This window comes from Teredinibacter turnerae T7901 (assembly GCF_000023025.1).
Lineage (GTDB): Bacteria > Pseudomonadota > Gammaproteobacteria > Pseudomonadales > Cellvibrionaceae > Teredinibacter > Teredinibacter turnerae_B.
This window is the reverse complement of record NC_012997.1, coordinates 2804073-2830624: the sequence shown is the minus strand read 5'-3', so window position 1 is coordinate 2830624 and position 26552 is coordinate 2804073. Positions and strand designations below refer to the sequence as shown.

General features: G+C 51.0%; 22 protein-coding genes. 15 read left to right on the top strand and 7 right to left on the bottom strand.

Annotated elements, in window-relative coordinates:
* Positions 1-18: 18 nt before the first annotated feature.
* From TERTU_RS11305 to TERTU_RS11295, 3 genes are all read left to right on the top strand, one after another.
* Complete coding sequence (locus TERTU_RS11305) at positions 19-696, top strand: hypothetical protein (RefSeq protein WP_015820897.1); 678 nt, start codon at positions 19-21, stop codon at positions 694-696.
* Between the two features lie 693 nt (positions 697-1389).
* Positions 1390-3279 carry an endo-1,4-beta-xylanase gene (locus TERTU_RS11300; protein WP_015819532.1) on the top strand — a complete coding sequence of 630 codons (1890 nt, stop codon included), beginning with the start codon at positions 1390-1392 and terminating at the stop codon, positions 3277-3279.
* A 101-nt stretch (positions 3280-3380) separates the two neighbouring features.
* A complete protein-coding gene (locus tag TERTU_RS11295) occupies positions 3381-3923 on the top strand; it encodes a YaeQ family protein (protein WP_041590417.1) in 543 nt (180 codons plus the stop codon).
* A 105-nt stretch (positions 3924-4028) separates the two neighbouring features.
* On the opposite strand, the gene rdgC is transcribed toward TERTU_RS11295, so the two are convergent.
* Together rdgC and TERTU_RS11285 are read right to left on the bottom strand one after the other, a co-directional pair.
* Positions 4029-4958 (bottom strand): recombination-associated protein RdgC, encoded by a 930-nt coding sequence (rdgC, locus tag TERTU_RS11290; RefSeq protein WP_015818472.1) that lies wholly within the window; start codon positions 4956-4958, stop codon positions 4029-4031.
* Positions 4958-5584 carry a BamJ family beta-barrel-assembly machinery protein gene (locus TERTU_RS11285; protein ID WP_015818127.1) on the bottom strand — a complete coding sequence of 209 codons (627 nt, stop codon included), beginning with the start codon at positions 5582-5584 and terminating at the stop codon, positions 4958-4960. The genes rdgC and TERTU_RS11285 overlap by 1 nt, the downstream gene beginning before the upstream one ends.
* A 226-nt stretch (positions 5585-5810) precedes the next feature.
* On the opposite strand from TERTU_RS11285, the gene TERTU_RS11280 reads away from it, so the two are divergent.
* The 8 genes from TERTU_RS11280 to TERTU_RS11245 all read left to right on the top strand — a co-directional run bounded on the left by TERTU_RS11280 (position 5811) and on the right by TERTU_RS11245 (position 13944).
* Positions 5811-6236, top strand: a complete 426-nt coding sequence (locus TERTU_RS11280; protein ID WP_015817781.1) for an MAPEG family protein — start codon at positions 5811-5813, stop codon at positions 6234-6236.
* 172 nt (positions 6237-6408) lie between these two features.
* The gene (locus TERTU_RS11275; RefSeq protein ID WP_015820447.1) at positions 6409-6882 is read left to right on the top strand and encodes a DUF4234 domain-containing protein; all 474 of its coding nucleotides are present in this window, start codon (positions 6409-6411) and stop codon (positions 6880-6882) included.
* Between the two features lie 141 nt (positions 6883-7023).
* Positions 7024-7722, top strand: a complete 699-nt coding sequence (locus TERTU_RS11270; RefSeq protein ID WP_015818726.1) for an RDD family protein — start codon at positions 7024-7026, stop codon at positions 7720-7722.
* Complete coding sequence (locus TERTU_RS11265) at positions 7719-8663, top strand: stage II sporulation protein M (RefSeq protein ID WP_015818008.1); 945 nt, start codon at positions 7719-7721, stop codon at positions 8661-8663. Before TERTU_RS11270 ends, TERTU_RS11265 begins: the two co-directional genes overlap by 4 nt.
* Before the next feature lie 2 nt (positions 8664-8665).
* Positions 8666-10258: a DUF4129 domain-containing protein gene (locus TERTU_RS11260; RefSeq protein WP_015819868.1), complete on the top strand. Its 1593-nt coding sequence runs from the start codon at positions 8666-8668 to the stop codon at positions 10256-10258.
* Positions 10251-11600, top strand: coding sequence for a DUF4350 domain-containing protein (locus TERTU_RS11255; protein ID WP_015819163.1), 1350 nt, complete (start codon positions 10251-10253; stop codon positions 11598-11600). The genes TERTU_RS11260 and TERTU_RS11255 overlap by 8 nt, the downstream gene beginning before the upstream one ends.
* Positions 11597-12580, top strand: coding sequence for an AAA family ATPase (locus TERTU_RS11250; protein WP_015817223.1), 984 nt, complete (start codon positions 11597-11599; stop codon positions 12578-12580). The genes TERTU_RS11255 and TERTU_RS11250 overlap by 4 nt, the downstream gene beginning before the upstream one ends.
* 35 nt (positions 12581-12615) lie before the next feature.
* Entirely contained in the window at positions 12616-13944 is a 1329-nt protein-coding gene (locus TERTU_RS11245; RefSeq protein WP_041590211.1) for a DUF58 domain-containing protein, read from the top strand.
* 101 nt (positions 13945-14045) lie between these two features.
* Here the strand turns inward: TERTU_RS11245 and TERTU_RS11240 are convergent, their stop codons facing one another.
* From TERTU_RS11240 to gltA, 5 genes are all read right to left on the bottom strand, one after another.
* Positions 14046-15860 (bottom strand): DEAD/DEAH box helicase, encoded by a 1815-nt coding sequence (locus TERTU_RS11240; protein ID WP_015817301.1) that lies wholly within the window; start codon positions 15858-15860, stop codon positions 14046-14048.
* A gap of 264 nt (positions 15861-16124) precedes the next feature.
* The gene (locus TERTU_RS11235) at positions 16125-17057 is read right to left on the bottom strand and encodes a DUF4340 domain-containing protein (protein WP_015818969.1); all 933 of its coding nucleotides are present in this window, start codon (positions 17055-17057) and stop codon (positions 16125-16127) included.
* Between the two features lie 11 nt (positions 17058-17068).
* Positions 17069-20005, bottom strand: coding sequence for a Gldg family protein (locus TERTU_RS11230; RefSeq protein ID WP_015819172.1), 2937 nt, complete (start codon positions 20003-20005; stop codon positions 17069-17071).
* Complete coding sequence (locus TERTU_RS11225; protein ID WP_015819914.1) at positions 19995-20942, bottom strand: ABC transporter ATP-binding protein; 948 nt, start codon at positions 20940-20942, stop codon at positions 19995-19997. The genes TERTU_RS11230 and TERTU_RS11225 overlap by 11 nt, the downstream gene beginning before the upstream one ends.
* Before the next feature lie 227 nt (positions 20943-21169).
* A complete protein-coding gene (gltA, locus tag TERTU_RS11220) occupies positions 21170-22483 on the bottom strand; it encodes a citrate synthase (RefSeq protein WP_015820504.1) in 1314 nt (437 codons plus the stop codon).
* Positions 22484-23293: 810 nt separating this feature from the next.
* Here gltA and sdhC point away from each other — a divergent pair.
* The 4 genes from sdhC to TERTU_RS11200 are packed head-to-tail and all read left to right on the top strand — an operon-like array spanning position 23294 to position 26528.
* Positions 23294-23668, top strand: a complete 375-nt coding sequence (gene sdhC / locus TERTU_RS11215; protein ID WP_015818673.1) for a succinate dehydrogenase, cytochrome b556 subunit — start codon at positions 23294-23296, stop codon at positions 23666-23668.
* A complete protein-coding gene (gene sdhD, locus TERTU_RS11210; RefSeq protein WP_015818241.1) occupies positions 23662-24033 on the top strand; it encodes a succinate dehydrogenase, hydrophobic membrane anchor protein in 372 nt (123 codons plus the stop codon). The genes sdhC and sdhD overlap by 7 nt, the downstream gene beginning before the upstream one ends.
* Positions 24033-25805, top strand: a complete 1773-nt coding sequence (gene sdhA / locus TERTU_RS11205) for a succinate dehydrogenase flavoprotein subunit (protein ID WP_015819918.1) — start codon at positions 24033-24035, stop codon at positions 25803-25805. The genes sdhD and sdhA overlap by 1 nt, the downstream gene beginning before the upstream one ends.
* A gap of 18 nt (positions 25806-25823) precedes the next feature.
* Positions 25824-26528: a succinate dehydrogenase iron-sulfur subunit gene (locus tag TERTU_RS11200; protein WP_015819783.1), complete on the top strand. Its 705-nt coding sequence runs from the start codon at positions 25824-25826 to the stop codon at positions 26526-26528.
* Positions 26529-26552 lie beyond the last annotated feature (24 nt).

Here is a 26552-nt window from a genome sequence, read left to right as displayed (position 1 = left end):
TGTTAAAGGTATAAAGTGATGAAATTGACGACTAATACGTTTTGGATATCCGGAACGATTATTTTTGTAACTGTGCAGATTTTTTCGCTGGTACTTCTTGGGGGGATGTTCAACGAGGATAAAAAAATACGGGGCATACTTGACCAGGTAATTATCGAAAATAGGCAGTTGCGCGATTCTTTGGCTGGTCTCGAATCCGATGTGGGTGCTAAAGCGCCATTAAACGATTGGAGTGAGGCTGCGGGAGCCGGCGCCGGCGCGTTAGACGATATTAATCGAATGAACTTGGTGATCGCGAAACTCCAACAGCGACTGGCCCACTTAGAGCTATCTCAGAACGAAATACGCTCTGAGCCATCGGCGGAACCCGAGGGGAGGGTACACAGTGCCGTACAGCAAAATGCTGAGGGGCAATTCTACGCTGCGGTATCTACATCGCCTGATAGCGATCTTAGTGCAATTCAAGAAAATATTGATTTTCTGTTTTACAGCACTCCAATTGAGGGTGTTCAGTACGACTCAATTCAATGTCAATCACGCAGTTGCCGTGTAAGTTTAGCCTTATCCAATGCCGACGCGCAGGATCGTGTAATTGAAGCCTTGGGTGTACAAATTGGCCGCGCTCACGAACTGTCATTAAACTCAGATGAGCAAGGTAATCTGGACGTCTTTTTTACGCTTGCTGACGGCGGGTAGCGGTTTTTTTCAGAGGCCTAAGTTTACAGCTGAAGTGAAATAATGAGCACGTGTCTTTGGCTGTTCTAATTTTAATCGCCGCGACATATTGGTCTACATGTATACAGCGTACAGGTTGATCTAATTTTTAAGGGGAATTAAATTTCGGTCAGCATCTCTAGCGCAGCTGTCGGTTGCCATGTTAAGCGTATTTAAAAGGTGCACCGGTTCGCGTTCCTCGCGCGTCCTGTAGCTTTGTTGTGCTGATGGTGGTACAAAAGACCATAAGCCAGCGATTGCTGAAAAGGCTGAGGTTTAGCTAAAAATCCCACTCTTTGGTGCGTTTTTTTCGCGTGGATGTACTACTTATTTATGCGAAATTTTGTCCTCAAATGCATACCTCTTTCTGCCTGCTTGCTAGCCTTGTTTATCTCTGGCGTCTTTTGTGACATGTGCCTAAAAATTAATAATATTTTTGTTGTCGATCAAGTGAACGAATAATACGAATTTAATCCGCAATACTCATTGCGCATTGAATATTGCCGATATGTGTCGGCAATTTAGCTGTAACACAGTCGAGACCCTTTGCAGAAATTAGCCGAAAATAACCTATGTTTATTCTTGGCTTTTGTGGTGAGTGACAAATGTTTCTGTACGGTAAATAAAACAATAAGAGGCTGTGGAACTATATAAAACTACCTCAGGAGTGCACTTATGATTCAACCGGCTAATTCGGCCTCTGTGATTGCGAGCGCAGTAAAACGCTCACTGGGCGCAGCAGGTTTAACTTTGGCTATGGCTACCTTTGCTGCGGGCGCTAATGCCGCTTGTGATTATGTGGTAACCAATTCTTGGAATTCAGGCTTTACCGCGAACATCGTTATCAGTAATGATACCGGCGCAGCTGTAAATGGCTGGAGTGTCGCTTGGCAATACTCTGGTGACAATCGTGTAACAAGCTTGTGGAACGCCACGCTTTCCGGTAATAACCCCTATAGCGCGAGTAATTTTGCATGGAACGGTGCTATTGCCCCTGGGGCGAGTGTCTCGTTCGGGTTTCAAGGTACCGGTAGTTCAGCCGAAATTGTCAACGTAACTGGCGATGTATGTACCGGTGGCTCCAGCAGCTCGAGCTCATCCAGTTCAAGTTCGTCAAGTTCAAGTTCAAGTTCAAGTTCTTCTAGCTCGTCCAGCTCGAGCTCCAACTCCTCTAGTAGCTCTAGCTCGTCCTCCAGTTCCAGCAGCTCCAGCTCGTCCAGCGGTGGTCAGTGCATGGAGATGTGTCAGTGGTATCAAGACCCATTGCGTCCACTGTGTGCGAATCAGGATAATGGCTGGGGCTGGGAAAACAATCAAAGTTGCATTGGCCGTAACACCTGTGAAAGCCAATCGGGTAACGGTGGCATAGTGTCGACCTGTGGCGGCAGCTCCTCCAGTTCCAGCTCGTCTAGCTCATCCAGCAGTTCGAGCAGCTCTTCCTCGTCGTCATCTTCAAGCGGCGGCTCTACCTCAAGCTCGTCTTCAAGCAGTTCATCATCAAGCTCAAGCAGTTCATCGAGTTCGTCTTCAAGCTCCAGTACGTCTACTTCCGGTGGCGGTGGCCTCTATACTTACGCTGACTTCCCATTCGGTGTAGCCGTTAACGGCCGTTTCCTGAATACGCCGGAAATGCAAAATACTGTGGTTAATGAGTTCAGCCAAATCACCGCTGAAAACATTATGAAAATGAGCTATATGCATCCTGCGGAAGATACTTACAGTTTCGCACAAGCGGATCAACTAGTGGATTGGGCAACAACAAATGGCGTCGGTGTGCATGGCCACACATTTGTTTGGCATTCTGATTACCAGGTTCCCAATTGGATGAAGAGCTACAGTGGCGATTTCGAAGCGATGCTCGATACTCACGTTACAACAGTCGCTGAGCATTTTGCTGGCCGCGTGCAGAGTTGGGATGTGGTTAACGAGGTTATCGATGAAAACAACAATTGTTGGAGAAACTCGCTCTTCTACCAACAGCTGGGTGCAGATTTCGTCGGTAATGCTTTCCGTGCAGCGCGTGCCGGTGACCCGGATGCGGATCTTTACTACAACGATTACGACACAGAAGGCGGTAACGCCAATAAGTTGCAGTGTCTTGAAAATCTGGTAGACGATCTACTTGCGCAAAACGCACCTATCGATGGTGTCGGTTTCCAGATGCACGTGCAGATCGACTGGCCCAGCACCAGTGCAATTGCACAGGCGTTCCAGGCGATTGTCGATCGCGGCTTAAAAGTGAAAGTAACCGAACTGGATGTGCCCGTGAACAACCCTTATGCGAGCACGCCATTCCCTCAGTACACCAGCTACACAGCTACGGCGGCCGCATTACAAAAAGCGCGCTATAAGGCAATTTTGAAAACCTATCTGGATGTTGTACCACCGGCGCAGCGCGGCGGCTTCACCGTTTGGGGTATCTGGGACGGCGACAGCTGGTTGTTAGACTTCAGTGAGCGCCAGGGCGCGGATGACTGGCCTCTGCTGTTTGGTGGTCCATCCGACGGGCCATACGAAGCCAAGCCTGTGGTTGACGGTTTGATCGAGGCGTTCCTCGGCGAGTAAAGGCTAGTCTCTCATCCTTGAAAAGCACAACTGCCGCTGGTGGTTGTGCTTTTTTGGTTTATGATGCCTACTTTTCTGTCCCCCATTCGCGAGTGATTTTTATGGCCTTAAATGCAACCATCTATAAGTGCACCGTGCATTTAAATGATTTTGATCGTTCTATTTTTGATTCGCTTCAACTTACTCTGGCCTTGCACCCCAGCGAAAAGCCCGAGCGAATGCTGGTGCGCTTGATGGCTTATTGCCTGCATTATCACGAACGACTGGAATTTACCAAAGGTTTGTCGACCCCCGAAACTCCGGATATTTGGCTCAAATCTTTGCACGACACTGTGGACCTGTGGGTCGATGTAGGGGAGCCCGCGGCGGAAAAAATAAAAAAAGCCTGTCGGCAGGCAACGGAAGTTTGGGTTTACAGTTTCAATACAAAGTCCGACGTGTGGTGGCAACAGTCCGCGAACGCGTATGAGCCTTTGAGCGCAGAGGTTCGTCAATTTGATTTTGCGGCGATCTCAACACTTGCCGAGCAACTGGAACGGACATGTGAAATGTCTGTGAGTATTACCGATAGTCAGCTTACAGTTACCATGGGGGATAGGGTCGTTGAGCTGGTTGTGAACGTACTCCAAAGTCAGCAAGGTTGAGCTGCATTACTGGGAAGTACATAAAATAGGTGGCAATAAATGAGTATGCCACCGAGTTGTAGCAATCTGCGTCCTTGCAGATTTTATCTGTGATTTTTTAGAGGCTTATTGGTCTGCTTCTATTGCTGGCGCGCTCTCGTTGATGCCGCCAAACGCATTTAACAGGTCTGCTACGAATTGTTTTAGTTCTGTGGACATCACGGCGAAATCTGTATCGAATTCTTCTGCAGCCGATTCCGGGTTTCGTTCTCCTGCCAGTTCGAGCAATTTATCATCGAATTTCAGCCGTTTAATGGCAAGCTGATCGTCCACAATAAAATGGATTGCGTCGTTCCATGTAAGTGCAAGTTTGTTGACGACCATACCGGAATGGATGTGGTTCAGAATTTCATCTGCGGTAAGGTCCTGATTTTTACAACGGATAATGCGATCGTCTTTAGGTGCTTGCAGCTCGCATTCTTCGCCCAACTGAAACGGCGCAGGCAGCTCTGAGCTGCGCAGCCATTCGGTCATGCTGGCAACGGGTGGGTTTACGCTGTTCAGGGGGATCGCAGACATAGTGCCCAGGGCTTCGCGCAACGCACTGAGCAGCTCCTCAGCGCGCTTGCTGCTGGTGACGTTAACGTACACCAGGCGCTCGCTCGGGGCGATGTAGGCAAAATCCATAGAGGACTTTGCCAATGCCCGAGGTAGCAGATCAAAGATCACTTCGTCCTTCAGGCTGTCGCGCTCCTTGCGGCCCACATGGCGACCTTCCTCTGCTGAGATAGCGGCCACGCGTTCGTCCAGCTCTTCTTTGACCACGGCAGCGGGAAGAATTTTTTCTTGCCGCTTGGCGCACACCATAATATTGCCATTGGTGGCGTGTACCAGTGATGTGCCATGGCGACCTAGCGGGGGTACCCAGCCGTAGCGTACCGGATCGAGCTTGCCGCAGGGTTGGAACGCAAAGTTCTCCAGGGTTTCGGCAAGCGCTTCCGGGGAGGATTCAAAAGCGCGTGTTAAGCGATACACGCGCAGGTTTTTAAACCACATTAGCCAGTGATCTCCAGCAGTTCCACTTCAAATACCAGTGCTGCGTAAGGCCCGATTGCGCCACCGGCACCACGCTCGCCATACGCCAATTGATAGGGTACATACAATCGCCACTTAGAGCCGACGGGCATCATTTGCAGCGCTTCGGTCCAACCGGCTATCACACCATTTACCGGAAATTCGGCGGGCTGGCCACGGTTTACTGAACTATCGAACACAGTGCCGTCAACAAGGGTGCCGTGGTAGTGCGTTTTCACTTTGGAAGTGAGGGTTGGCTTGTCACCGTCGCCGACTGAGAGAATTTCGTACTGCAGGCCGGATTCGGTCACTACAATGCCTTCTTTTTTAGCGTTTTCCGCCAGGAAAGCTTCGCCTTCAGCCGCGAACTTTTTCGCTTTCTCGGCTTCTTCTGCTTGGATTCTGTTTTGCAAGGCTTGGAACGCCTTGTTGATCTCTTCGCCAGGTATTGCCAGTGCAGCACCTTTCAGCGAATCTACCAGCCCTTGTGCCACGGCTTCGGGAACAATACCACTGAACGCGTTGCTCGCAATTTGATCGCCAACCTGACGGCCGATGCCGTAGCTGGCGATTTCTTCGTTGCTGGTGAGGGTGGGTTTGTCGGTCATAACGCCTCCGTTTTAGGCAAAACGCGTAGTCTAACAGCTTGAGCCGGTTTATTTGGCGAATTCCCATCTATGTGGTTCATGGTTGGGGTCATCCAAAGTGACCGTGCTAACGTAAATAAACGAATATAGCGTGTACACTAAGATTTTCTCTACAGAAGAAGGTCAAACTTTCACGCTGGAATAACAACGCTGGAATAAAAACGCGCAAATAAGCCCGGAGAGCCATATGTCAACATCCCTTTACGCCAGTCTAGCCGCCGTGAGCCTGTGGTTCATTATTGTTACGGTCGTTGTTCAATCGGTGGTGGCAGCCACAGTGAAGGCGCGTCAGCCGGGCGCGGTTCCCGGGAAAATGCCGGAGAACCTCAGTCACGACTCCTTCGTGTTTCGCGCTCAGCGGACTTTCATGAATTCCTTGGAAAATACACCGCTTATGCTTGCGACTGGTCTTCTGGCGCTGGTGTTACAGATAGATGGCATGTGGACGGGCGTGCTCCTCGCGGTTTATGCGGTAGCGAGAATTTTGCACATGGCGCTTTATTACGGCATCGCTACAGAGCGTAACCCCAGCCCGCGCAGTTACTTCTTTCTGATTGGGTTGTTGGCAAATATCGTGTTGCTCGGCGTGATAGGTGTGGAGGTATTAAATTAGGCCCCAAGAGCCCTGCGAAATTAATAGGTATCAATTTTTCTGATGGTGAATAATACCGCGTTAATGTTCGCGCGGTTTTCATTCATCTGAAAACTCGACCTTTAAGTTGCCAGCCGTTTTAATAACAGGGTAGGATTGCGCTTACGTTACGATGACAACACGGAGCTCAATCATGACGGAAACAGCAAACCCTTACAGTGCGCCTCAATCGGAAGTTAACGCACCCTCAGCAGGAAAGCTGAGTGCGATATTTCCGCGCTTTACCGCTTGGGCGGTTTTTGGTCTTGGCGTAATTACACTGGGAATTTACAGCTTTTATTGGCTGTTTTCTCGAACTCGCCAGATTAACCCGGTTATTGAAAATCCCATAAGCCCGCTATTTATGGGGGCGACACTGGGGTTATACTTTATTGGCTTCGCCTCTAACATTCCGCTCGGCAATCCAACCGTTACTATGGTGCTCAGCCTCCTGAGTCTTGCTGGGTCGATAATGTTTGTTATTTGGGCCTTTCGCTTGCGAAGTCGCATTCATCAGGTTGCCAATATTTCTGCAAGCGACCCAAGCCGTATTGGCCCGATTCTTACCTTTTTCTTCAGCGTTATCTACCTTCAATACAAAATCAATCAGTACATTGATGCGGAGTAAATGCCTGATCAATTGTTGCGATGCAAATATTGGGTGTAACTGCGGTTGCGTCGTTGGGAGATACCTTTTCCAAACAACATTGGGCGTTTAGCCAAGGCCCCAGCAACTGGGTATGAGTTGAGACGTTATTGAGATAACCGCATGATTCAGGAAAAACTCGATACGGGTTATCTTGTTGAAACGCCTGAAGCCATTGAGCTTAGCGCCCGGCTGGCCGGGCCTGTGCCCCGCGTGTTGGCTTACGCGATGGATTTTGCTATTCGTACAATCGTACTGTTGGTGATTGGCTTAGCCTTCGCGTTTTTAGGTAACACCGGTTTAGCGGTTATTCTGCTCATTTCTTTTTTTATCGAGTGGTTATATCCGGTCGTTTTTGAAGTACTCCGCAACGGCCAAACACCTGGCAAGAAGGCGCTGGGCTTGGCGGTGGTCAACGATGATTTAACTCCAGTAACCTGGAGCACATCGCTGGTAAGAAACCTCTTGCGCGCCGCCGATTTTCTGCCGGTGGGCTACGCGTTTGGACTAGTTTGCATGATCTCAAACAGCCGGTTCCAACGTTTGGGTGATCTCGCAGCAGGCTCATTGGTCATCTATCGACAAGCCGCAGATAAGCGCGCAGCTGACCTGCCCGACGTCCCCTCGCAAACCCCACCTCTAATACTCGATTTAGAAGACCAGGTAGCGTTTACCGGCTTTGCCCAGCGGCATAAACAATTGAGCGAAAGCCGCAAGGAAGAGCTGGCGACAATCCTGCAACCTTTAACGCAAAAATCCGGTGGCGCGGCGGTGCGCTATGTTCAGGGTGTGGGCGCCTGGCTATTGGGGCGAAGACAGTGAAACAGGAACTCTTCGAAGTGCAACATGCCCCTTTGTGGGAAAAACTTGAATCGGAGCTGGCCGAAAAAAAACCGCGTGATACACAGTTTCCGCAGAATTTTCGTACAGTTTGTCACCACCTGGCGCTGGCTAAACATCGCCGATACAGCCCGCAGCTGGTCGACCGCTTGAACGCTTTGGTTATTGATGCGCATCACCGCTTTTATCAAAAGAATCGGCGTTTTCGCTACCAGTGGTTAGATTTTATTGTATTCGAGTTTCCTCTCGCCATTCGTCGGAATGCCCGTTTTGTGCTGCTGGCGCTGGCGTTGTTTACTCTGCCATTGCTGGTGATGGGTGTGGGTTGCTACAGCAATAGCGAGCTGATTTACAGTGTGGCGCCAGCCGAGCAGGTGCAAAGCTTTGAGTCAATGTACGATCCAGATGCAGAAAAAATCGGGCGTGAGCGCGACAGCGAAACCGATTTGGCGATGTTTGGGTTTTATATCAAAAACAATATCGGAGTGAGCTTCCGGACCTTTGCAGGCGGCATTTTATTTGGTGTGGGCTCGATATTTTTCCTGGTTTTTAACGGTTTATCTATTGGCTCGGTTGCAGGCCATTTGACGCAAATGGGTTACACCTCCACGTTTTATCCTTTTGTCGTCGGGCACGGCGCTTTTGAGCTAACCGCCATAGTGTTTAGCGGTGCTGCGGGCATGAAACTCGGCTATGCCCTGATCGCCCCAGGGCGGTTATCGCGCCTGGATGCCCTGCGAGTGGCGGGTAGAGAGGCCGTGATTATTGTGTACGGTTCAACTTTAATGCTCATTATTGCCGCATTCCTCGAGGCTTTTTGGTCATCGTCTGCCGCTTTACCGGTTGCCGTAAAATATAGTGTGGGCGGGTGTCTCTGGGCGTTGGTGGCAATCTATTTTTTATTCGCTGGGCGGGCACGCTGAGCATGGATCTGAGTAAACTTTGTGTACAAGCGCGACTGCGCTCCCCCTGGGAAGCGATAGACCTGGGCTTGGCAATGGCCCGGGTCTGGTGGGGGCCGTTGTTTTTAAGCTGGCTTATACCCAGCTTGTTTATTTTTATTCCCTGTTGGTTGTTGTGGGGCGAAACCATTTGGGCCGCAGTCCTGCCTGTTTGGCTGCTGCAACCACTATTTGATCGCGGCCCATTGTTTATCGCCAGTCGGCGCATTTTCGGCGAACCTGTCGGCGTTGCAGATTTTTTGCGGCAACTTAAAGCAGTATACAAAACAGATGCTTTTTTCAGTGTAGTGGTGCGGCGTTTTAGCCCGACGCGATCCTTCGATTTGCCGCTAACCGTACTCGAACAGCTTACAGGCCAACAGCGCTCAATGAGACAAGCGGCTTTACACCGGGTTTACGCAAGTGCTGCGAGCTCGTTAACCTTTGTGGCATTTTGTGTTCAGTGTCTGCTGATACTCGCGGTCGGCGTGTTGGTGAGCATGTTTATCCCGACAGAAGCGGCAGTGGACTCTTGGTCAGCGGTGTGGGAACCCAGCGTATTCGTATCCTACCTTGAGGCTTTGATCATCTACATCGTGATGGCCGTCATGGCGCCGCTCTACGCGACAGCGGGTTTTGCTCTGTACATTAACCGCCGGATTGAACTTGAAGCCTGGGATATCGAAATTCGCTTTCGCCATTTGGTTATGCGTGCGGCTCAAACTATTAAGCCCCTAGTGATTGTTACGGCGTTAACCTTGTGTTGTGGCAGCTTTCTATCTTTTATGTTACCGAGCGAAGCGCGGGCTTCTGAAGAAATTTCTGCCCCTGTAGACACAGGCACGGGCGTCGCAGAGTTCGACGATACGTCAAGTGACGGTGCCGCGATGGAGCCGGAGTCTGCGCCGAAACGACGGGTATTGGAGATACTGGAGGGGGATGATTTTAACCGCACAGAAACCGTTAAAGGTTGGCGCTTCAAGGAGTTGGATGATGATAAGGAAACCCAGCAAATTCCTGAATGGTTCGTGAGTTTTTTTAAATTCCTGGAACATCACGCGGGGTTTTTTAAGACTTTGGGTAAGGTGATCGCCTCGCCATTCGTGTTGCTCAAATATCTTGTAATCGCAGCACTTGTCATCCTCGCGATCTATGTTATTTATCGCTATCGCGCGCCGCTAAAACAGTGGGCATTTGCGGGTGCCGCCGAGAGCCCGATTCAAGATACGCCGAAAGTCATGTTTGGTTTGGATGTAACGCGGGAAAGTTTGCCGGATGACGTGCCCGCGCATGCGTGGCATCTCTGGGAATGTAAATCCTATCGGGCGTCTGTCAGTTTGCTGTACCGCGCTTTACTCGCGGAGCTGATTCATCGTCACGGATTTGAGTTCAGCGAAAGTGCCACCGAAGGCGAGTGTGTGTTTCTCGTGCGAGAGCGTGCGAATTCAAAGTTATCGCGTTACACCGTTCAGCTCACCTCGGTTTGGCAGGCGCTGGCATATGGTCATTTACAACCTGAGCCGCAGCAGGTACGCGCCTTGTGTGATCAGTGGGCCGAGGTATTTGCCGATGAGTAATCGCATCTATTACGCGATAATTGTTGTTGCTGCGGCCGTCGCCATTACATTGTTCGCGCTATCCATTGAGCGCTACGAGGAGGAGAAAAACTACGGCTGGAGCCAGCTGGCTTTGCAAAACCCCTATCTGGCAGCCGTGCGGTTGGCGGAGAAGGCGGGAATGGTCGTAGACACCTTTGATAGCTACTTAACACCTAAAGAAATGGAGAGCTTCGGCACGCTGTTTATTCCCGACAGCGGCCATTTGATTTCGTCGCGGCGTGCGGATGAGTTGGTCGATTGGGTGGATGCCGGTGGGCATCTTATCGTAGGGGCGCAAAACCCGTCGGCGTCTAACGTAGACTGGGTGCTGAATTACTTTGGAATTTCTGCGTCTTATGGCGAGTCGGATGACGGCACGAGTTTCGAATCCGAAAAGATCGGTTCAGAAAGTGCAGCGAGCGGCGATGACTCCGGCCCGGACAGCCAGGTTGAAGCGGACGAGCGCCCGTTCAGTGAACGCCTTGAAAAACACAATCAACAGATTCGATCCGGCGATCGTGAGTCGCGCACGAAAAGCCTGTCCGTACGCGAACGAATTCTAGAATTCGAGCGTAATGTCCCGCAAAACCGGATGACATCATTGGAGTTTACGGGGGTTGATGGCGAGCTTCGCGTGTATTTTCCATCCCAGGTGGTCGTGGACCATCCCGCTATTAGCGACCCATCGTTTTCGGAAGTCGCCGAATATGAAGTGATTTATGCGGGAGGGGACCAGTTTGGGACTCGTTTTATCCAGGTCGATATCGGCGCTGGGCTTGTAACGGTTCTCGCCAACCCCAGCATCTTTGGCTCCAACTACATTGGCTATTTTGATAACGCCTTTCTATGGGAAACCCTGGCTTTTAACGGGGAGCGGTTAGGGATATTACACGGCTCGAAAATGCCGTCGCTAGGGCAGCTTATGTGGACGTTTATGCCCGAGACCGTAGTGTCGTTTCTTGTTTTGTTAATGCTGTGGCTTTGGCGACAGCTTCCCCGGTTTGGAGCGACCCATAGGCTGCACTACCAGACCCGTCGTTCCATTCTCGAGCATATTACCGCTGCCGCGCAATACCGCTGGCGCGGTGGTTGGCAGACTGAGTTACTGGAACCGCTGCAGTTGGAAATTCAAAAACGCGCTGAACGTCAAATCCCGACATACAGCAGGGCCGAACCAAACGAAAAGCTGCGCATCCTGGCTGCGGCCGCATCGATTTCGCCAGAGTCTTTGGCCGCTGCATTGCAGGCTGGCAACGGGCTCAGTGAAGAAAAATTTCTGCAAACAGTGAAAGTGCTCCAGCGAATTAAGGATTCCATATGAGTGATCAACCTATAGAAACCGTAGACGTCGCTGCGGGGGCAGCAAAACTTGAACAATTACGTGACCGGATAAACAGCCAACTTATTGGCCAGCAGCTCGTTGTGGATCAGGTGTTGATTGCCTTGCTATCTAACGGCCATGTGCTTCTCGAGGGTGTGCCGGGTCTGGGCAAAACGCTGTTGGTGAGAATCCTGGCCGAGTGTTTTGACGGCGAGTTTAAGCGTATTCAATTTACGCCAGATCTGATGCCTGCCGACGTTACCGGCCACGTGCTCTTCGATATGAATGAAAGTCGGTTCCGGGTGCGCAAAGGGCCGGTGTTTACCAACCTATTGCTCGCCGACGAAATTAACCGCGCGCCGGCAAAAACCCAGGCGGCGTTGTTGGAAGTAATGCAAGAGCGTCAGGTCACTTTGGAAGGTACGGCCAAGCCGTTGCCCCGGCCGTTTATGGTGCTCGCGACACAAAACCCGGTGGAGCAGGAGGGCACCTATCCCTTGCCGGAAGCGGAGTTGGATCGCTTTCTCATCAAGGTGCTTATGGATTACCCCTCGCTCGAGGACGAGATTCGACTTACCCACGAAATGACTACCGGCAGCGTTGCGGATGAGGATGCGTTTGGCGAACAGCCTGCGTTGATAAACAGCGATGAGATTTTTGCGTTGCAGAAACTGGTCTCGACTATTGTGGTTGACGATCAGGTAACGGAATACGCGGTGCGACTGGTGCGCGCAACCCGTTCGAACACATCTTTGTTGCGCGGTGCAGGTACCCGGGCCTGTTTAGCGTTAATCCGCTGCGCTCGCGCTAATGCACTGCTGCGCGGTGCGAGCTTCGTGTTGCCCGATGATGTGAAAACTCTGGCCTATCCGGTATTACGTCATCGTGTGGCGCTGTCGGCGGAAATGGAAATTGATGGGTTCAGCGTTGACCAGGTACTCCAAAAGATTATTGATGCGGTAGAAGCTCCACGCTTATGAGGCCTAGCCGCTATCTATTGCTGTATGTACTGGCAATGTTGTTTGCCGGTTTGGTGTTGTTCGGCTTGCGCCTGATTCAGCCCGAAGCGATTGCGCAAGACAGCCTGCGTGCAGGAGGCTTCACTCTGTTGGGCACAACCGTTCAGCTATGGTTTATTGCTGCCGCTTATTTAATTGGTGCTGCGGTTTTCGATTTATTTCGCCATCGCCGATTCAAACACGTGGAAGTGGAGCGCGTATTGCCTCATAGCCTGGCTCTTGGAGTTCCGGCCTTTGTGCAATGGCGCGTGCACAATCACTACGTTTTTCCTCTCCATATCGAGTTAATGGATTATGTTCCGCCCCTGCTAAGTGCAGAGGATTTACCGGTTAGACTGGTGCTTAAACCAGGTGCGGAGCGCACTTTGCAATACCCGTTGATTCCGGAGCAGCGGGGTGAAGCGCGTTTTGGCCGTTCCGCAATCCGCGTGCTTACCCGCTGGAAGCTGTGGCAGCGCATCCAATTCCATGGCCGGCCAGACACAGTAAAGGTGTACCCCAACTTTGCACCTATTGCCAGCGCAGCAGCCATTGGGCTGGAGCAACAGATCGCACATTTGGGCATCCATATGCAGCAAAGGCGGGGCGAGGGCAGTGATTTCCGGCAGTTGCGGGAGTTTCGCGAAGGCGATGCTATGCGGCAAATCGACTGGAAGGCGACTGCTCGATATCGCAAGCCTGTATCGCGCGAATATCAAGACGAGCGTGATCAGGACATTGTATTTTTGCTGGATTGTGGGCGCCGTTTGCGCAATAAAGATGATCGTCTTAGTCATTTTGATCATGCGCTGAATGCGCTCTTACTGACCAGCTATGTGGCCTTGCGCCAGGGTGACGCGGTTGGCCTGATGAGCTTTGCGGGCGCAGATCGTTGGTTGAGCCCGCTGAAAGGCCCGGCGCGAATAAACTTGATTCTCAACCAGTTATTCGATTTACACAGCAGCACACATACCAGTGATTATCTGCGTGCGGCTGAGCAGTTTATGAGCAAAAATCAGAAACGTTCGCTGGTGGTTTTAATCTCCAATGTACGCGAAGAAGACCTGGAGGACCTCACCCGTGCGTGTCGTTTGATGGCTCGCAAACACTTGGTGATGGTGGCTAATTTACGCGATAGTTTTTTGGATAAGTACCAGCGCTATCCAGTAGCGACATTCGACGATGCGCTCACCTATTGCGGCTTGACTGAATTTAGCCAGCGGCGTCGAGAAGTCTTGGTCAGGCTGCAGGGTATGGGCGTGATTGTCACGGATTCGCTGCCGCACACGCTACATATGGATCTGGTTACCGAGTATTTGCGGTTGAAACGCAGTGGTCGCTTTTAAATGCTATGGATATTTAATGCTTTGGGTGTTGAATGGTTGTAGCAAAAACGGGGCTTGCGCCCCGTTTTGTGTCTTTACCTAGATACACTCGTCTGTGCGTATCAGCTTCTGTCTTTGCCTTTAAAATCGCGTTTTTTTCCAGCGGGCTTACGCGGTTTATTGGTGCGTGGTTTGTTATTGCGCGGCGGTTGCTTTTGCTGATTGGCTTCGGCCAGCTTTGCGCCGTTCTCATCCAGTCGCTTAAGGTTGATCGGACGCTGCATAACGCGGGTTTTTTTCAGCATTTGAAATAATTCATCCGGCATACCTGCAGGCAGGTCAACGGTGCTGAAATCGTCGAAAATCTTAATCTGCCCGATGTAGCAGCTATCAATGTCAGCTTCGTTGGCGATCGCGCCGACAATTTCCCGTGGCGAAACATTGTGGTTGCGGCCCACATCCAAACGAAAACGTTCCATGACGATTTCGGGGTAGTCGCGCAGCGACTGAGCGTTACCCAGGTTCGGCAGTTCGCCTTTTTTGGAACGCTCTGGCGTAAATTCACGTTCGCGCTTTTCTCGTTCCGGACGTTCTGAAGGCTCTTTGCCTTTGGGCGGCAGTAATGGGCGATCTTTCTGCAAGAGATACGCGAGTGCTGCGGCCACGTCCTCGGGGCTGATTTCCTGCTCGTGACACATCTCGGCAATGATTCGCTGGAAAAAGCTCTTGTTTTCCATATTGATGGAATCAGTTACTGCCGCTTTAAATTCCTGGGTACGACGGTGAATCAGGTCCTGCCGCGATGGCAACTGCATCTCGGTGATTTTTTGTCGCGTTGTTTTTTCGATGGAGCGCAACATGCGTCGTTCGCGCGGCGCAACAAATAATATTGCCTTGCCGGTACGACCGCCGCGACCCGTGCGGCCTATGCGGTGTACGTAGGCCTCGTCGTCGTAGGGGATATCGAAATTGAGAACGTGGCTGATACGCTCCACATCGAGGCCGCGAGCGGCGACGTCGGTAGCGATGATCATGTCCAGCTTGCCGCCCTTGAGCTGCTCAATAGTGCGCTCACGCAGCGCCTGATTCATATCGCCGTTGAGGGGCGCGGCAGAAAATCCACGGGCGTTCAGACGCTCGGCCAAATCTACCGTTGAATTTTTGGTGCGCACAAAAATAATCATGCCCTCGAAGTCTTCTACTTCGAGAATGCGCGTGAGTGCTTCGAGTTTGTTGGTGCCGCTCACCAGCCAGTAAAACTGCTCAATATTTTCGTTGGTGGTAACCGATGTTTCAATTTTTACTTCGACGGGGTTTTTAAGGTAGGTATCGGCAACCCGGCGAATGGGTGGCGGCATAGTGGCAGAAAACAGTGCGATCTGATGATTGCCCGGCGTTTTCTTGAGAATTGCCTCTACGTCTTCGTTAAAACCCATACGCAGCATTTCGTCTGCTTCGTCCAGTACAACAGTGTGGAGTTCGCTGAGATCGAGACTGCGACGATCCAGGTGATCTAACAATCGACCTGGTGTGCCGACAATTACCTGGACACCGCGTTGCAAGCCGCGCAATTGGGTGCGCATGTCCTGGCCACCGTATATCGGCAGGACGTGAAAATTAGGAATATTGGCCGCATAGGACTGGAAAGCTTCGGAAACCTGAATGGCCAGTTCGCGGGTTGGGCAGAGTACCAATGCTTGCGGATTTTTACTTCCGCTCTTAATTTTTGCCAGAATCGGCAGCGCAAACGCGGCGGTTTTACCGGTTCCGGTTTGTGCCATGCCGATAACATCTCGCCCTTCAATAAGTGCCGGGATGGTCGCTGCTTGAATAGGCGAAGGTCGCTCGTAACCGAGTTTTCGCACTGTATCTAACAGGCTGCTGGGGAGATTTAGGTCGGCGAAGCCAAGGCTTTCCGCCTGAGTGTCTTGTGTCATGATTTACCTTGAGAGTGTGATGGTGGCACTCAACTAGCTTAGCAGCTTAAATGCGGCATCACTGGATTTACAGCTGGGCCGCCCACCGGGGATGGTGGGTGGAAAAGGGCGCGGATAATAACAGACCTTTATAAGCAGAGATAGGGAAAAGAGTAAAAAATGCACAATATTTTCCCAGCGCATACATATCCGCGGTTTGGGTTATAACGACGAAGCCCCTCGGAGCGGGGGCTTCTAGCAGGCGCCGCGCACGCGCTCAATTGGCTATTGCGGCGGCTCCGCGTCAGACGTATTTAGCATAAATTTTTTCGCCTCGATCTCCACGATAGGTTTGGCCTGGTAGCTCGCAATCTCGTAGAGCGCGCTGCTGCCGAAACGTTTTACGTAGTACTTTTCATTTGCCGTGTAGAAGGCGTAGTCGGCATCGCCTTTGTCGCTGCTCAGATGTGCGGTGAGCGCTGGGTTTTGCACGATTATCGGCTCCACTTCTTGCGCGGGCACAAGGGCACTGACCACCAGCGAATTGAAACGTTTTACCCAAGTGTTGATGAGCGTGGGATCTGTCGAATCTGTCGCACTACCGGCAAGTTTCCACGATGTCTCATCGCCATTGGTATCTCGAGAAACCGCGATATCGCCTGCGTTTACGGAAAGGATGTCGCCTTCGAACTCCAGGACAGTTTTGTCCATCCAGCTTTCGGGGTTGGCAGGTATATCATGCTGTGCGAGTTCTACCTGATATATGTCATCGCTGCCGTTGGCGCGCACGTGGATGCGGCGGTAGCTAGGGCTGGTGCCCATAAAAAGGGAGTCTATAACTCTATCTCCGGTTTGGAAGGTCAGCGTTTTTTGCGCGCTTCCTTCTGCCACCTCGAACCGTTCGGCCGCTGCGGCAGAGGAAGCGACAGGCCAGCGGACTTCAATGTCGCTCAACTTCTGCAACAGCTCGGCGACCTTGTTCTGGTCGGCTGGCTGATTGCCATAGTTGGTTATTTGCCAACGGTCACCTTCCTTTCTCAAGGTAACTTGCCCACCGTCACTGTCGTCGATGCGCAAGGTATCCACGGTGTTCAGATTCACACTGATAAGCGGCTGCGCAGCCACTTGAGTTGTGCCTGGTTTGTTGGTCTGCAACGCCAGAATCACCAGCAGCTGGGCGACCAGCAATCCGGCGAGGACTTTAATCGCTTTGTTCATAGGGCTGCTCCTCACTGTTCTTGTGTTGATAACGAGGGGATAGTCGCCAGCAATTTTTGGTAGCGGGCGCTGCGCAGTTGTTTGCGCCAGAGCACGGCGAGATAAACCAGGATAAGGCCGAATATGGCGAGCACGTAATTGACCATTTCCCAGGTTTCTCGAGCGCCGTCTTCCATTGGCGGCAATGTTCGATTGAAATGACCGCGGGAGCGAATGCTCAGCAAACCCTCATCGTCGAGACTCCAGTCCGCGATGTTCACCATCATCTGTAGCGGGTTGACGTAGCTGGTACCGGTCATAGAGCCGAGCATGCGCAACACCGTTTCTTCGGCAAAACTATTAGAGCTAATGACCACCAGACGTGCCGACTCTGGCGAATGTTCGATGACACTGCCGATCACTTCCGTCTGCTTTTGATCTTTACTGGGTACAGATTCGTCGCCCTCCGGCGAAACTGGCTCTTTGAGCAGAGGTGATTCCTTGTCTGCGTAGTAGGAGTCGAAGCGACCGGTGATCGCAGCGGCCACCAGTTGCGCACCAGCAGCAGTGCCGGAGGCAAAGCCCTGGGTTCCATCCGGGTTGGCTTTGGGGCTGATGTCCATACTGCTGCTCAACCAGCTTCCCGGTGACGTTTCCACAAGTTTGAGTACTTCGCGCTTGGTATTTTTACTGTCGCTCAACGCGATGGGGGACGCCCAGGGTACCGTTAGCTGCACCAGGCCGCTGGTCACCGGGCTGTCCTGATTGAGCCCCTGTTCACGCACTTCGGCAAAAAAGGGATAGTCCACCAGCATCATTTCCTGCACGGTAAACATGCCTACCTGGCGAGGTACGGGTACCGGGAAGGCGGAGCTTTGCGGGTCCAGCACCAAGCTCTTCTGAATATCGACCCCTTGAAAGGACAGCCAGTCAGCCAGGCCGGAATTATAGTCGGCAGCATTGATACTGCTTTGGTTGAAGTTGGCTTTGAAGGGGGAGGTCGCCATTACCACCGTACCGCCCTTCATCAGGTATTGGTCCAGCGCAAATACACTTTTTTCGTCGAGGTTTTCTGGTGCCATCACCATCAGCAAATCGATATCCTCCGGTACCTTACCAGTGCTGAGGTCAGTCGTTTTCGTGGTGGCATTTTCGTTGAGGAATTGTTGCAACGAAGTAAATGTGGCCGGAGCGGGTTGCCCCATTTGCGCGGCGTAGGGGTTGGCCTGCGGTGCGACAAAGCCGATTGTCTTGGTGAACCCGCTGGCGAAACGTTTCAGGCCCGCATCCAGTGCCCGGTCGAAGGCGTCGGCGGTGAAATCCTCTGGGAGGGATAATTGAATGGCGAGATCATCTTCGCCCTTGAGGACAAGATAGTAGTAGAAGGTATTGTCATCGAACAGGCTGGACGCCATCGGCAGGAAACCGTAATTTTGCTCGATATCCTGCGCGACCTGGCCACCATTCGCGGTGGGGTCAATAAATTCAAACGTAAACTTGCCGCGGGATTCAGCTACGCGTTTGGCGAGTTCTTCACGGATAACGGTATTAAAATCTGCGAGAGCGTGTGGGAGCTGTGAGTCCGGTGAAATGTAGGCACTCAGCTTCACTGGTGTATTGATGCTGTCGAACAGGTTCCCGCCAGCCTGGTAGGCATAAAGCACTTTTTTAATGGCGTTGGTAATATCGTACTCAGGGTTGCGCAGGCGAACATCGATATCCGATTCGGAACGTGCTTTTACTTCGATCATGTCGTTGAAGCTCAGCACTTTATATTCGTCACCATACTCAATGAGAATATTAAAGTAGGAGTTAACCACAGCGGACTCATAGCGGTCTGCCACTCGGAATGGCACTGGCTTAATGCCGTATTTGCTGCCCGCTTCCTCTTCAATTTTGGGGTCGCTGGCAGGGTCGACAATTTCGACACGCACATTGCCGTGGCTTTCAGCAGCGTATTCCTGTAGCAGGTTTTTCACTTCGGGTACAAGGGGGGCCAGCAGCGGGTGGGTTTTTTCGCTGAAATACCCGCGAATAACCAGGGGTTCCTGTAGTTGTTGCAGGTATCCACGGGTGGCGTCGCTGATCGAATAAATCTGGCCTTGTGTGGTATCAATTCGCAGCATGGTCAACGGCGCCAGTACGAAATTGAAGGCGATAATATTGGCGAGAGCAAGGCCTGTAGCAAGTCGCCAGCGATTATGCGCGCTGCGCTCTGCATCATCTGCCCAGCGATTTTTCTCCAGGCTGTAGCGGTTGAGCAGCAGGAAAAATAGTGTGATGCTGATGTAGTAATAAAAATCCCGAATATCCAGCACACCACGTGTGATGGACTCAAAGCGAGATCCGGTACCTAGCATGTGAAGTAGAGACGCACCCGTACTGCCCAGGAGATTGGTAAATACACCGGAGCCAAGTAAATAAAAAATACCGCAGAGGAGCACGCTGATAATAAGACTGACGATTTGATTGTCGCTGCGGGCGGATACAAAGAGCCCGATGGCGATATAAGCGCAGCCCAGTAGCATGGTCGCGACATAACCGCTGATCACCGGACCCCAGTCCAAATTACCGATAAAACTCACGGTGATTGGAATGGGTAGCGTGAGCAACAGTGCGATTGCAAGTAGCGTTTTGCAGGCGGTGAATTTTCCCAACACAAATTGCCAGGTCGATACCGGCAGAGTGACCACATGTTCAAGGGTTCCACTACGGCGCTCTTCGCTCCACATCCGCATGGTAAGAGCAGCGCTGAGAAAAATTAACAGTATTGGCATCCATTCGAACATGGGGCGCACGTCTGATATGTTGCGCGCGAAAAAGGATTCCACCCAAAAGAAAACAAATAAGGTTGCGGCAATAAATACCGCGATAAATAAATAACCAATAGGCGATGCAAAAAAGAGCTTTAGCTCTTTGTTGGCAATATTCAGTGTGGTTTTGTATGAGGATGCTTTATCAGGCCGCATGGGTTTTATCCCCCTGATGGCGTTTTTGTTGATGAATGCCCCGGAATACTGTTTCCAGGTCGCGGAGTAGCGGATTTATCGCGTAAATTTTTTCGCCGGACTGAATGAGTTGTTCTGCGAGCCAGCTTGCGAACAGTCTATCGTCCAGCGTTTCTGGTAAAGGAATGCGATATTCGTCAGCCGTTATCTGCTGCGCAGTAAGCGCTCCGTATTTCTCACCGAGTATTGCGTTGAGTTTGTCGCCACTGATTGAGCTGCTTAACGCCAGGGTATCGCTTCGTCGCAAGCTGGCGAGTGTCTGATCGATTGCTAGTTGGCCGTTGTCGAGTATCAGCACGCGATCACACAGGGCGTCGACTTCCTGCATGATATGCGTGGAGATTATGACTGTGGCGTGCGTAGCCAGGCTGCGAACCAGGTTGCGCATTTGTTGTGTTTGATGGGGGTCCAATCCGTTGGTGGGTTCGTCGAGAATTAGAATTTTAGGATTGTGAATCAGGGCCTGGGCCACACCGACTCGCTGTTTGAAACCACGTGAAAGCGTGCTAATCGGATGCATAGCCTTTTCTGCCAGCTCAGTTTTTCGTACGGCTCCTGCGACAGCGTCTTGCTGCTTGTCGGCGGGTATATTTCGCACCTGCGCGCAGTAAAACAAGTAATCGAGAACATTGAGTTCGGGGTAAACAGGTAGGTTTTCCGGCAAATAGCCTATGTATTGCTGAATTTCTTTGGCGTGTTGGTTAATCGACAAGTTGTTAATTTCAATGGAGCCTTCGCTTGGCTCGAGAAATCCTGTGATCATTTTCATGATGGTGGTTTTGCCGGCGCCATTGTGGCCCAGTAAACCGACAATCTCGCCACTATTTATTGCAAAGGTTACCTTGTCGACGGCCGCGAAGTCTCCATACCGTCGACTCAGATTTTTAACGTGAATCATTGCTGACTCCCATCTGGTGTACAGTGTTATTGTAGGTTTTGTCTGCTCCCTAGGGGCGGGGAGACGACTGTAAGAGTGGTATTTGAAGGGATAGTTCCAGTGAAATGATGCAATATGGTGCGCGATATGTGGTCGCTGAAATGAGGGCTATTTTTATTGCTCTGTACCCATATTGAAGGCAAAAAAAAGCCGCTCTTAAAGAGCGGCTTTTGGGCGATAGGTGCTAATTAAAAAATGGAAGGGTTGGCATCTTTACGTGAATCTCGCTCTGGAAACTCGCGAATGGGCGCGCCAGTGTAAAGCTGACGCGGACGACCGATTTTGTAGCCATCGGTTATCATCTCATGCCAATGGGCGATCCAACCGACGGTGCGGCCGGTAGCAAAGATTACGGTGAACATATCCTTCGGAATTCCAATCGCCTTCATGATAATGCCGGAGTAGAAATCCACATTGGGATAGAGTTTCTTCTGAATAAAGTATTCATCTTCGAGCGCAATTTGTTCGAGTCGCTTGGCGATTCTCAGCAGTGGATCATCTTCCAGGCCCAGTTCGCTCAATACTTCGTCGCATACTTTTTTCATAACTTTCGAGCGAGGGTCGAAGTTTTTATAGACCCGGTGACCGAAGCCCATCAAGCGGAAAGGATCGTCTTTGTCTTTCGCGCGAGCGACAAACTTATCGATGTTTTTCTCATCGCCTATTTCTTCTAGCATGTTCAGCACCGCTTCGTTGGCACCGCCGTGAGCAGGCCCCCAAAGGGTAGCAATACCTGCAGCGATACAGGCGAACGGGTTAGCACCGGAAGAACCTGCGAGACGCACTGTGGAGGTAGAAGCATTTTGCTCGTGATCCGCGTGAAGCAGGAATATTTTGTCCATTGCATTGGCCAGTACCGGGCTTACATCTGGATCATTGCAAGGGGTACCGAACATCATGTGCAGGAAGTTTTCCGAATAACTCAGGCTGTTATTCGGGTACATGAACGGCTGACCTTGTGAATGCTTGTAGCACATGGCGGCCAGCGTAGGTACTTTGGCGATCAGGCGATGCGCCGAAATAATGCGATGGCGGGCGTTACTGATATCAAGCGAGTCGTGATAGAAAGCTGACAGCGCTCCCACAATACCGCACATCATTGCCATTGGGTGTGAATCGTAGTGGAATCCCCGGAAGAAGCGGGAAATCGACTCATGCACCATAGTGTGATTGGTAATGATTCCGACGAACTCCTCGTACTCACTCTGCGATGGTAATTCTCCGTGCAACAGGAGGTAGCAGGTTTCCAGGTAGTCGGATTTGTCTGCGAGCACTTCGATAGGATAACCGCGGTGGAGTAACACACCTTTTTCGCCATCGATGTAAGTTATTTTTGATTCGCATGACGCGGTGGAAACGAAGCCTGGATCGTAAGTGAAGTAGCCTTTGCCGGTGAGAGCGCGAACGTCAATTACATCTGGGCCGAGGGTGCCGGCGTAGACCGGCAGTTCAATTGAACCCTCTAGGCCATCAACCGTAAGCTTTGCCTTCTGATCAGTCATTGGTGGACTCCTATGTATCGTGCAGACTGCCCCTAGGGGAATCCGAGAAGCAATCGTGAACTTGTTGTGCGAATCCCAGTTGGGGCACAAAGCTGCAAAAAGGGGAGGGCACTATAAGAAGCACCGTCCGCAATTGTCAATGGGGCCGATTCTGCACGAATCGGACAAAAAGGTAACTACGCTAATTCTGTTAAGGGGTATAAACAGAAATGATCAGCGCTATTGGTAATAAAAATAATTGAGCCAGCGCGTCACTCGTGGCTCGATTATAGTGAATTTTGAACAGAAAGGCGCTGTTATGCTCTGAGCATAATCAAAAAAACCTGCTTTAATTACCGTTGCATGGATGCTTTTTTAAGCAATTTGGGTCAGGTTTTAACCATTATGGTCCATTTTGGTGTGTTGCGCGTACATCTGTTCAGATTGAGTGCATTGCTGTCGAGGGTGGGCGTGAGATATTGGTGCTAAGTGCTTATAAGCATTTGTAATTTTACTGTCTCATAACTATAATTCGGCGCGGTTTCTAAGCGCGCTCGCGCTAAATAAACCGGCGCCTGATACGTTATTTTGCCTTCCCTAACATATTCAGTGATGATTTCTGTCAAGTGCGCTCAGCTTGGTGTTGAGTTAACGCGTTCTTGCAGGTTTAAATTTTCGCATTGAAAGGTTTTAGCTGAATTGTGCGTGGGTTTTTTATCGCTAAAAGGCATTTTGCGCTCGATAACAGGAATAATCCCCGCGCTCTGAAAATCGCATCACTGGCTCTGCTGGTGTTACCCATGAAATTGGATAGTAAGGTGTGAGACTACCGTGAAAACCAATCGCCCCGTTAATCTGGATATTTCCACTATCAAGCTGCCGGTAACGGCTTATGTGTCAATTCTGCATCGGGTATCTGGTGTGGTTTTGCTTGCTGGTGTGCTTGTGTTGCTCTACATGCTCGACATGAGCCTTACGTCTGAAGAAAGTTTTGATGAGCTGAAAGAACTGCTCGCGTCGCCCCTGGCAAAAATAGTGTTGTGGGGCGTGTTGTCGGCGCTCGCTTATCACTTTGTTGCCGGTGTGCGCCATTTGATTATGGACGCTGGTGTGGGCGAAAGCCTTGAGGGTGGCAAGCGCGGCGCGAAGGTCGCCCTGGTGCTCGCTATTGTATTGATTATCGCAGCAGGAGTTTGGGTATGGTAACTGCCATTACAAGTTGGGGCCGCAGTGGTCTTTCCGATTGGTTGATTCAGCGTTTTAGCGCGTTGGTGCTAGCAACTTATACCCTGGTGGTTTTGGGTTTTCTTATTTTGCACCCTCAATTGACGTATGCGGAGTGGTCAGGGTTTTACTCCCAGTTGTGGATGCGTGTTTTTAGCTTGCTGGTGCTGGTCAGCACAGTAGCTCATGGATGGATTGGTCTGTGGGGCGTGCTGACTGACTATGTAACCTCTCGCATGATCGGTTCGTCTGCCTTGATGTTGCGCATGATTGCGCTTCTTATATATGCGCTCATTAGTGTCACGTTTTTGGTGTGGGGCGTGGAAATCTTGTGGGGGTTTAAATAATGGCTAATATTCGCACAATCACTTTTGACGGTATTGTTGTAGGTGGTGGTGGCGCCGGTATGCGCGCTGCGCTGCAAATGGCGCAATCCGGCTTTAAAACCGCAGTGGTTACTAAAGTTTTTCCTACGCGTTCTCACACCGTGTCTGCGCAGGGTGGAATTACCTGTGCGATTGCGAGCTCGGATCCGAATGATGACTGGCGCTGGCACATGTACGACACTGTGAAAGGTTCTGATTATATTGGTGATCAGGATGCTATTGAGTACATGTGTTCTGTGGGGCCAGAAGCGGTGTTTGAATTGGAACACATGGGCCTTCCATTCTCGCGTACCGAAAATGGACGTATTTATCAGCGTCCATTTGGTGGTCAATCTAAAGACTTCGGTCGCGGTGGGCAGGCTGCGCGAACCTGTGCAGCCGCTGACCGGACCGGTCACGCGTTGTTGCATGCGCTTTACCAGGGCAATATAAAGAACAACACTGTATTTCTTAACGAATGGTTTGCGGTCGATCTTGTTAAAAATCAGGACGGCGCTGTCTGCGGCGTTATCGCGATAAACATGGAAGACGGTGAAGTTGTTTACATCAAGTCGAAAGCAACCGTGCTTGCGACTGGTGGTGCCGGTCGTATTTTCGCCTCCACAACCAATGCGCACATTAATACCGGTGACGGCATTGGTATGGCATTGCGCGCGGGTTTCCCCGTGCAGGATATGGAAATGTGGCAGTTCCACCCAACGGGTATTCACGGTGCGGGTGTGCTGGTTACTGAGGGTTGTCGCGGAGAAGGCGGTTACCTGATTAACAAAGATGGCGAACGTTTTATGGAGCGTTACGCGCCCAACGCTAAAGATCTGGCTGGCCGGGACGTTGTTGCCCGTTCAATGGTGCTAGAAATCCTCGAGGGACGTGGCTGCGGGCCGAATGGTGATCATGTGTTTTTGAAGCTGGATCACCTTGGTGCAGATACACTTAACCAGCGCTTGCCGGGTATTCTCGAGCTTTCGCGCACTTTCGCGCATGTCGACCCAATCAAAGATCCAATTCCTGTTGTACCTACCTGTCACTATATGATGGGTGGTATTCCAACCAATATTCATGGCCAGGCGCTGACTCAGAACGCGCAGGGGCAGGACGAAATTGTCGATGGCTTCTTTGCCTGTGGTGAAGCGGCATGTGTGTCTGTACACGGCGCCAACCGACTCGGTGGTAACTCATTACTGGATCTGGTGGTGTTCGGTCGGGCATCTGGTTTGTTTATTGAGAAGTCGTTGCGTGAGGGTATTGAGCTGCGCGATCCATCCGAGAGTGACCTCGATGCTGCTATGGCGCGTTTAAATAAAGTGAACGATTCCAGCAGTGGTGAGTCTGCATCTGCATTGCGTACTGAATTGCAGGGAATTATGCAGAATCATTTCGGTGTATTCCGCAAGGGTGAGTTTATGCAGGAGGGCATTAAAAAATTGGCCGACCTGCGCGGGCGAGTAGAAAATATTACGCTGACGGACAAGAGCAAAGCATTTAATACTGCGCGTATTGAAGCACTTGAAGTTCAAAACCTGTTTGAAGTGGCTGAGGCTACTGCGATCGCTGCAGAAGTTCGCAAAGAGTCGCGCGGTGCTCACGCCCGTGAAGACTTCCAAGAGCGTGACGATGCGAACTGGTTGTGTCATTCCATGTACTTCCCTGGTGAGAAGCGTGTTGGTAAGCGCGATGTTAATTTTGCGCCAAAAACCATGGAAGCCTTCGAACCCAAAGTTCGAACCTACTAATACTGGGTGGATGAGAAGATGCTGAAAGTAGAAGTTTATCGTTACAATCCGGAAACTGACAAAGAACCTTACATGCAGACCTACGAGGTCGATACCGAAGGTAAGGATTTGATGGTGCTGGATGTGTTGGAGTTGCTCAAGGCTCAGGATGCTAGCCTGTCTTATCGTCGGTCATGCCGCGAGGGTGTGTGTGGTTCAGACGGGATGAACATCTCCGGTAAAAACGGTTTGGCCTGCGTAACGCCATTGTCTGAGTGTACAAAAAACAACAAGCTGATATTGCGGCCATTGCCCGGGCTGCCGGTTATTCGTGACCTGGTAATCGATATGAGCCAGTTTTACGCCCAGTTCCGCAAAGTAGATCCTTTTCTGCAAAACGATCAGCCAGCACCGGCGATCGAGCGTTTGCAGAGCCAGGAAGACCGTGAAAAACTGGATGGCCTTTACGAGTGTATTTTGTGCGCATGCTGTTCGACCAGTTGTCCATCATTCTGGTGGAACCCGGATAAATTTATCGGCCCCGCAGGGTTGCTGCAGGCATACCGCTTTTTAGCTGACAGTCGTGATACGGCCACTAATGAACGGCTGGCCAATCTTGATGATCCATTCAGCGTATTTCGCTGTCATGGCATTCAAAATTGTGTAGATGTTTGTCCGAAAGGTCTGAACCCTACACGTGCTATTGGCCATATTCGTAGTATGCTGTTGCACCGAGCGACATAAAGTCGTAAAACTCTGTGGAAAGTC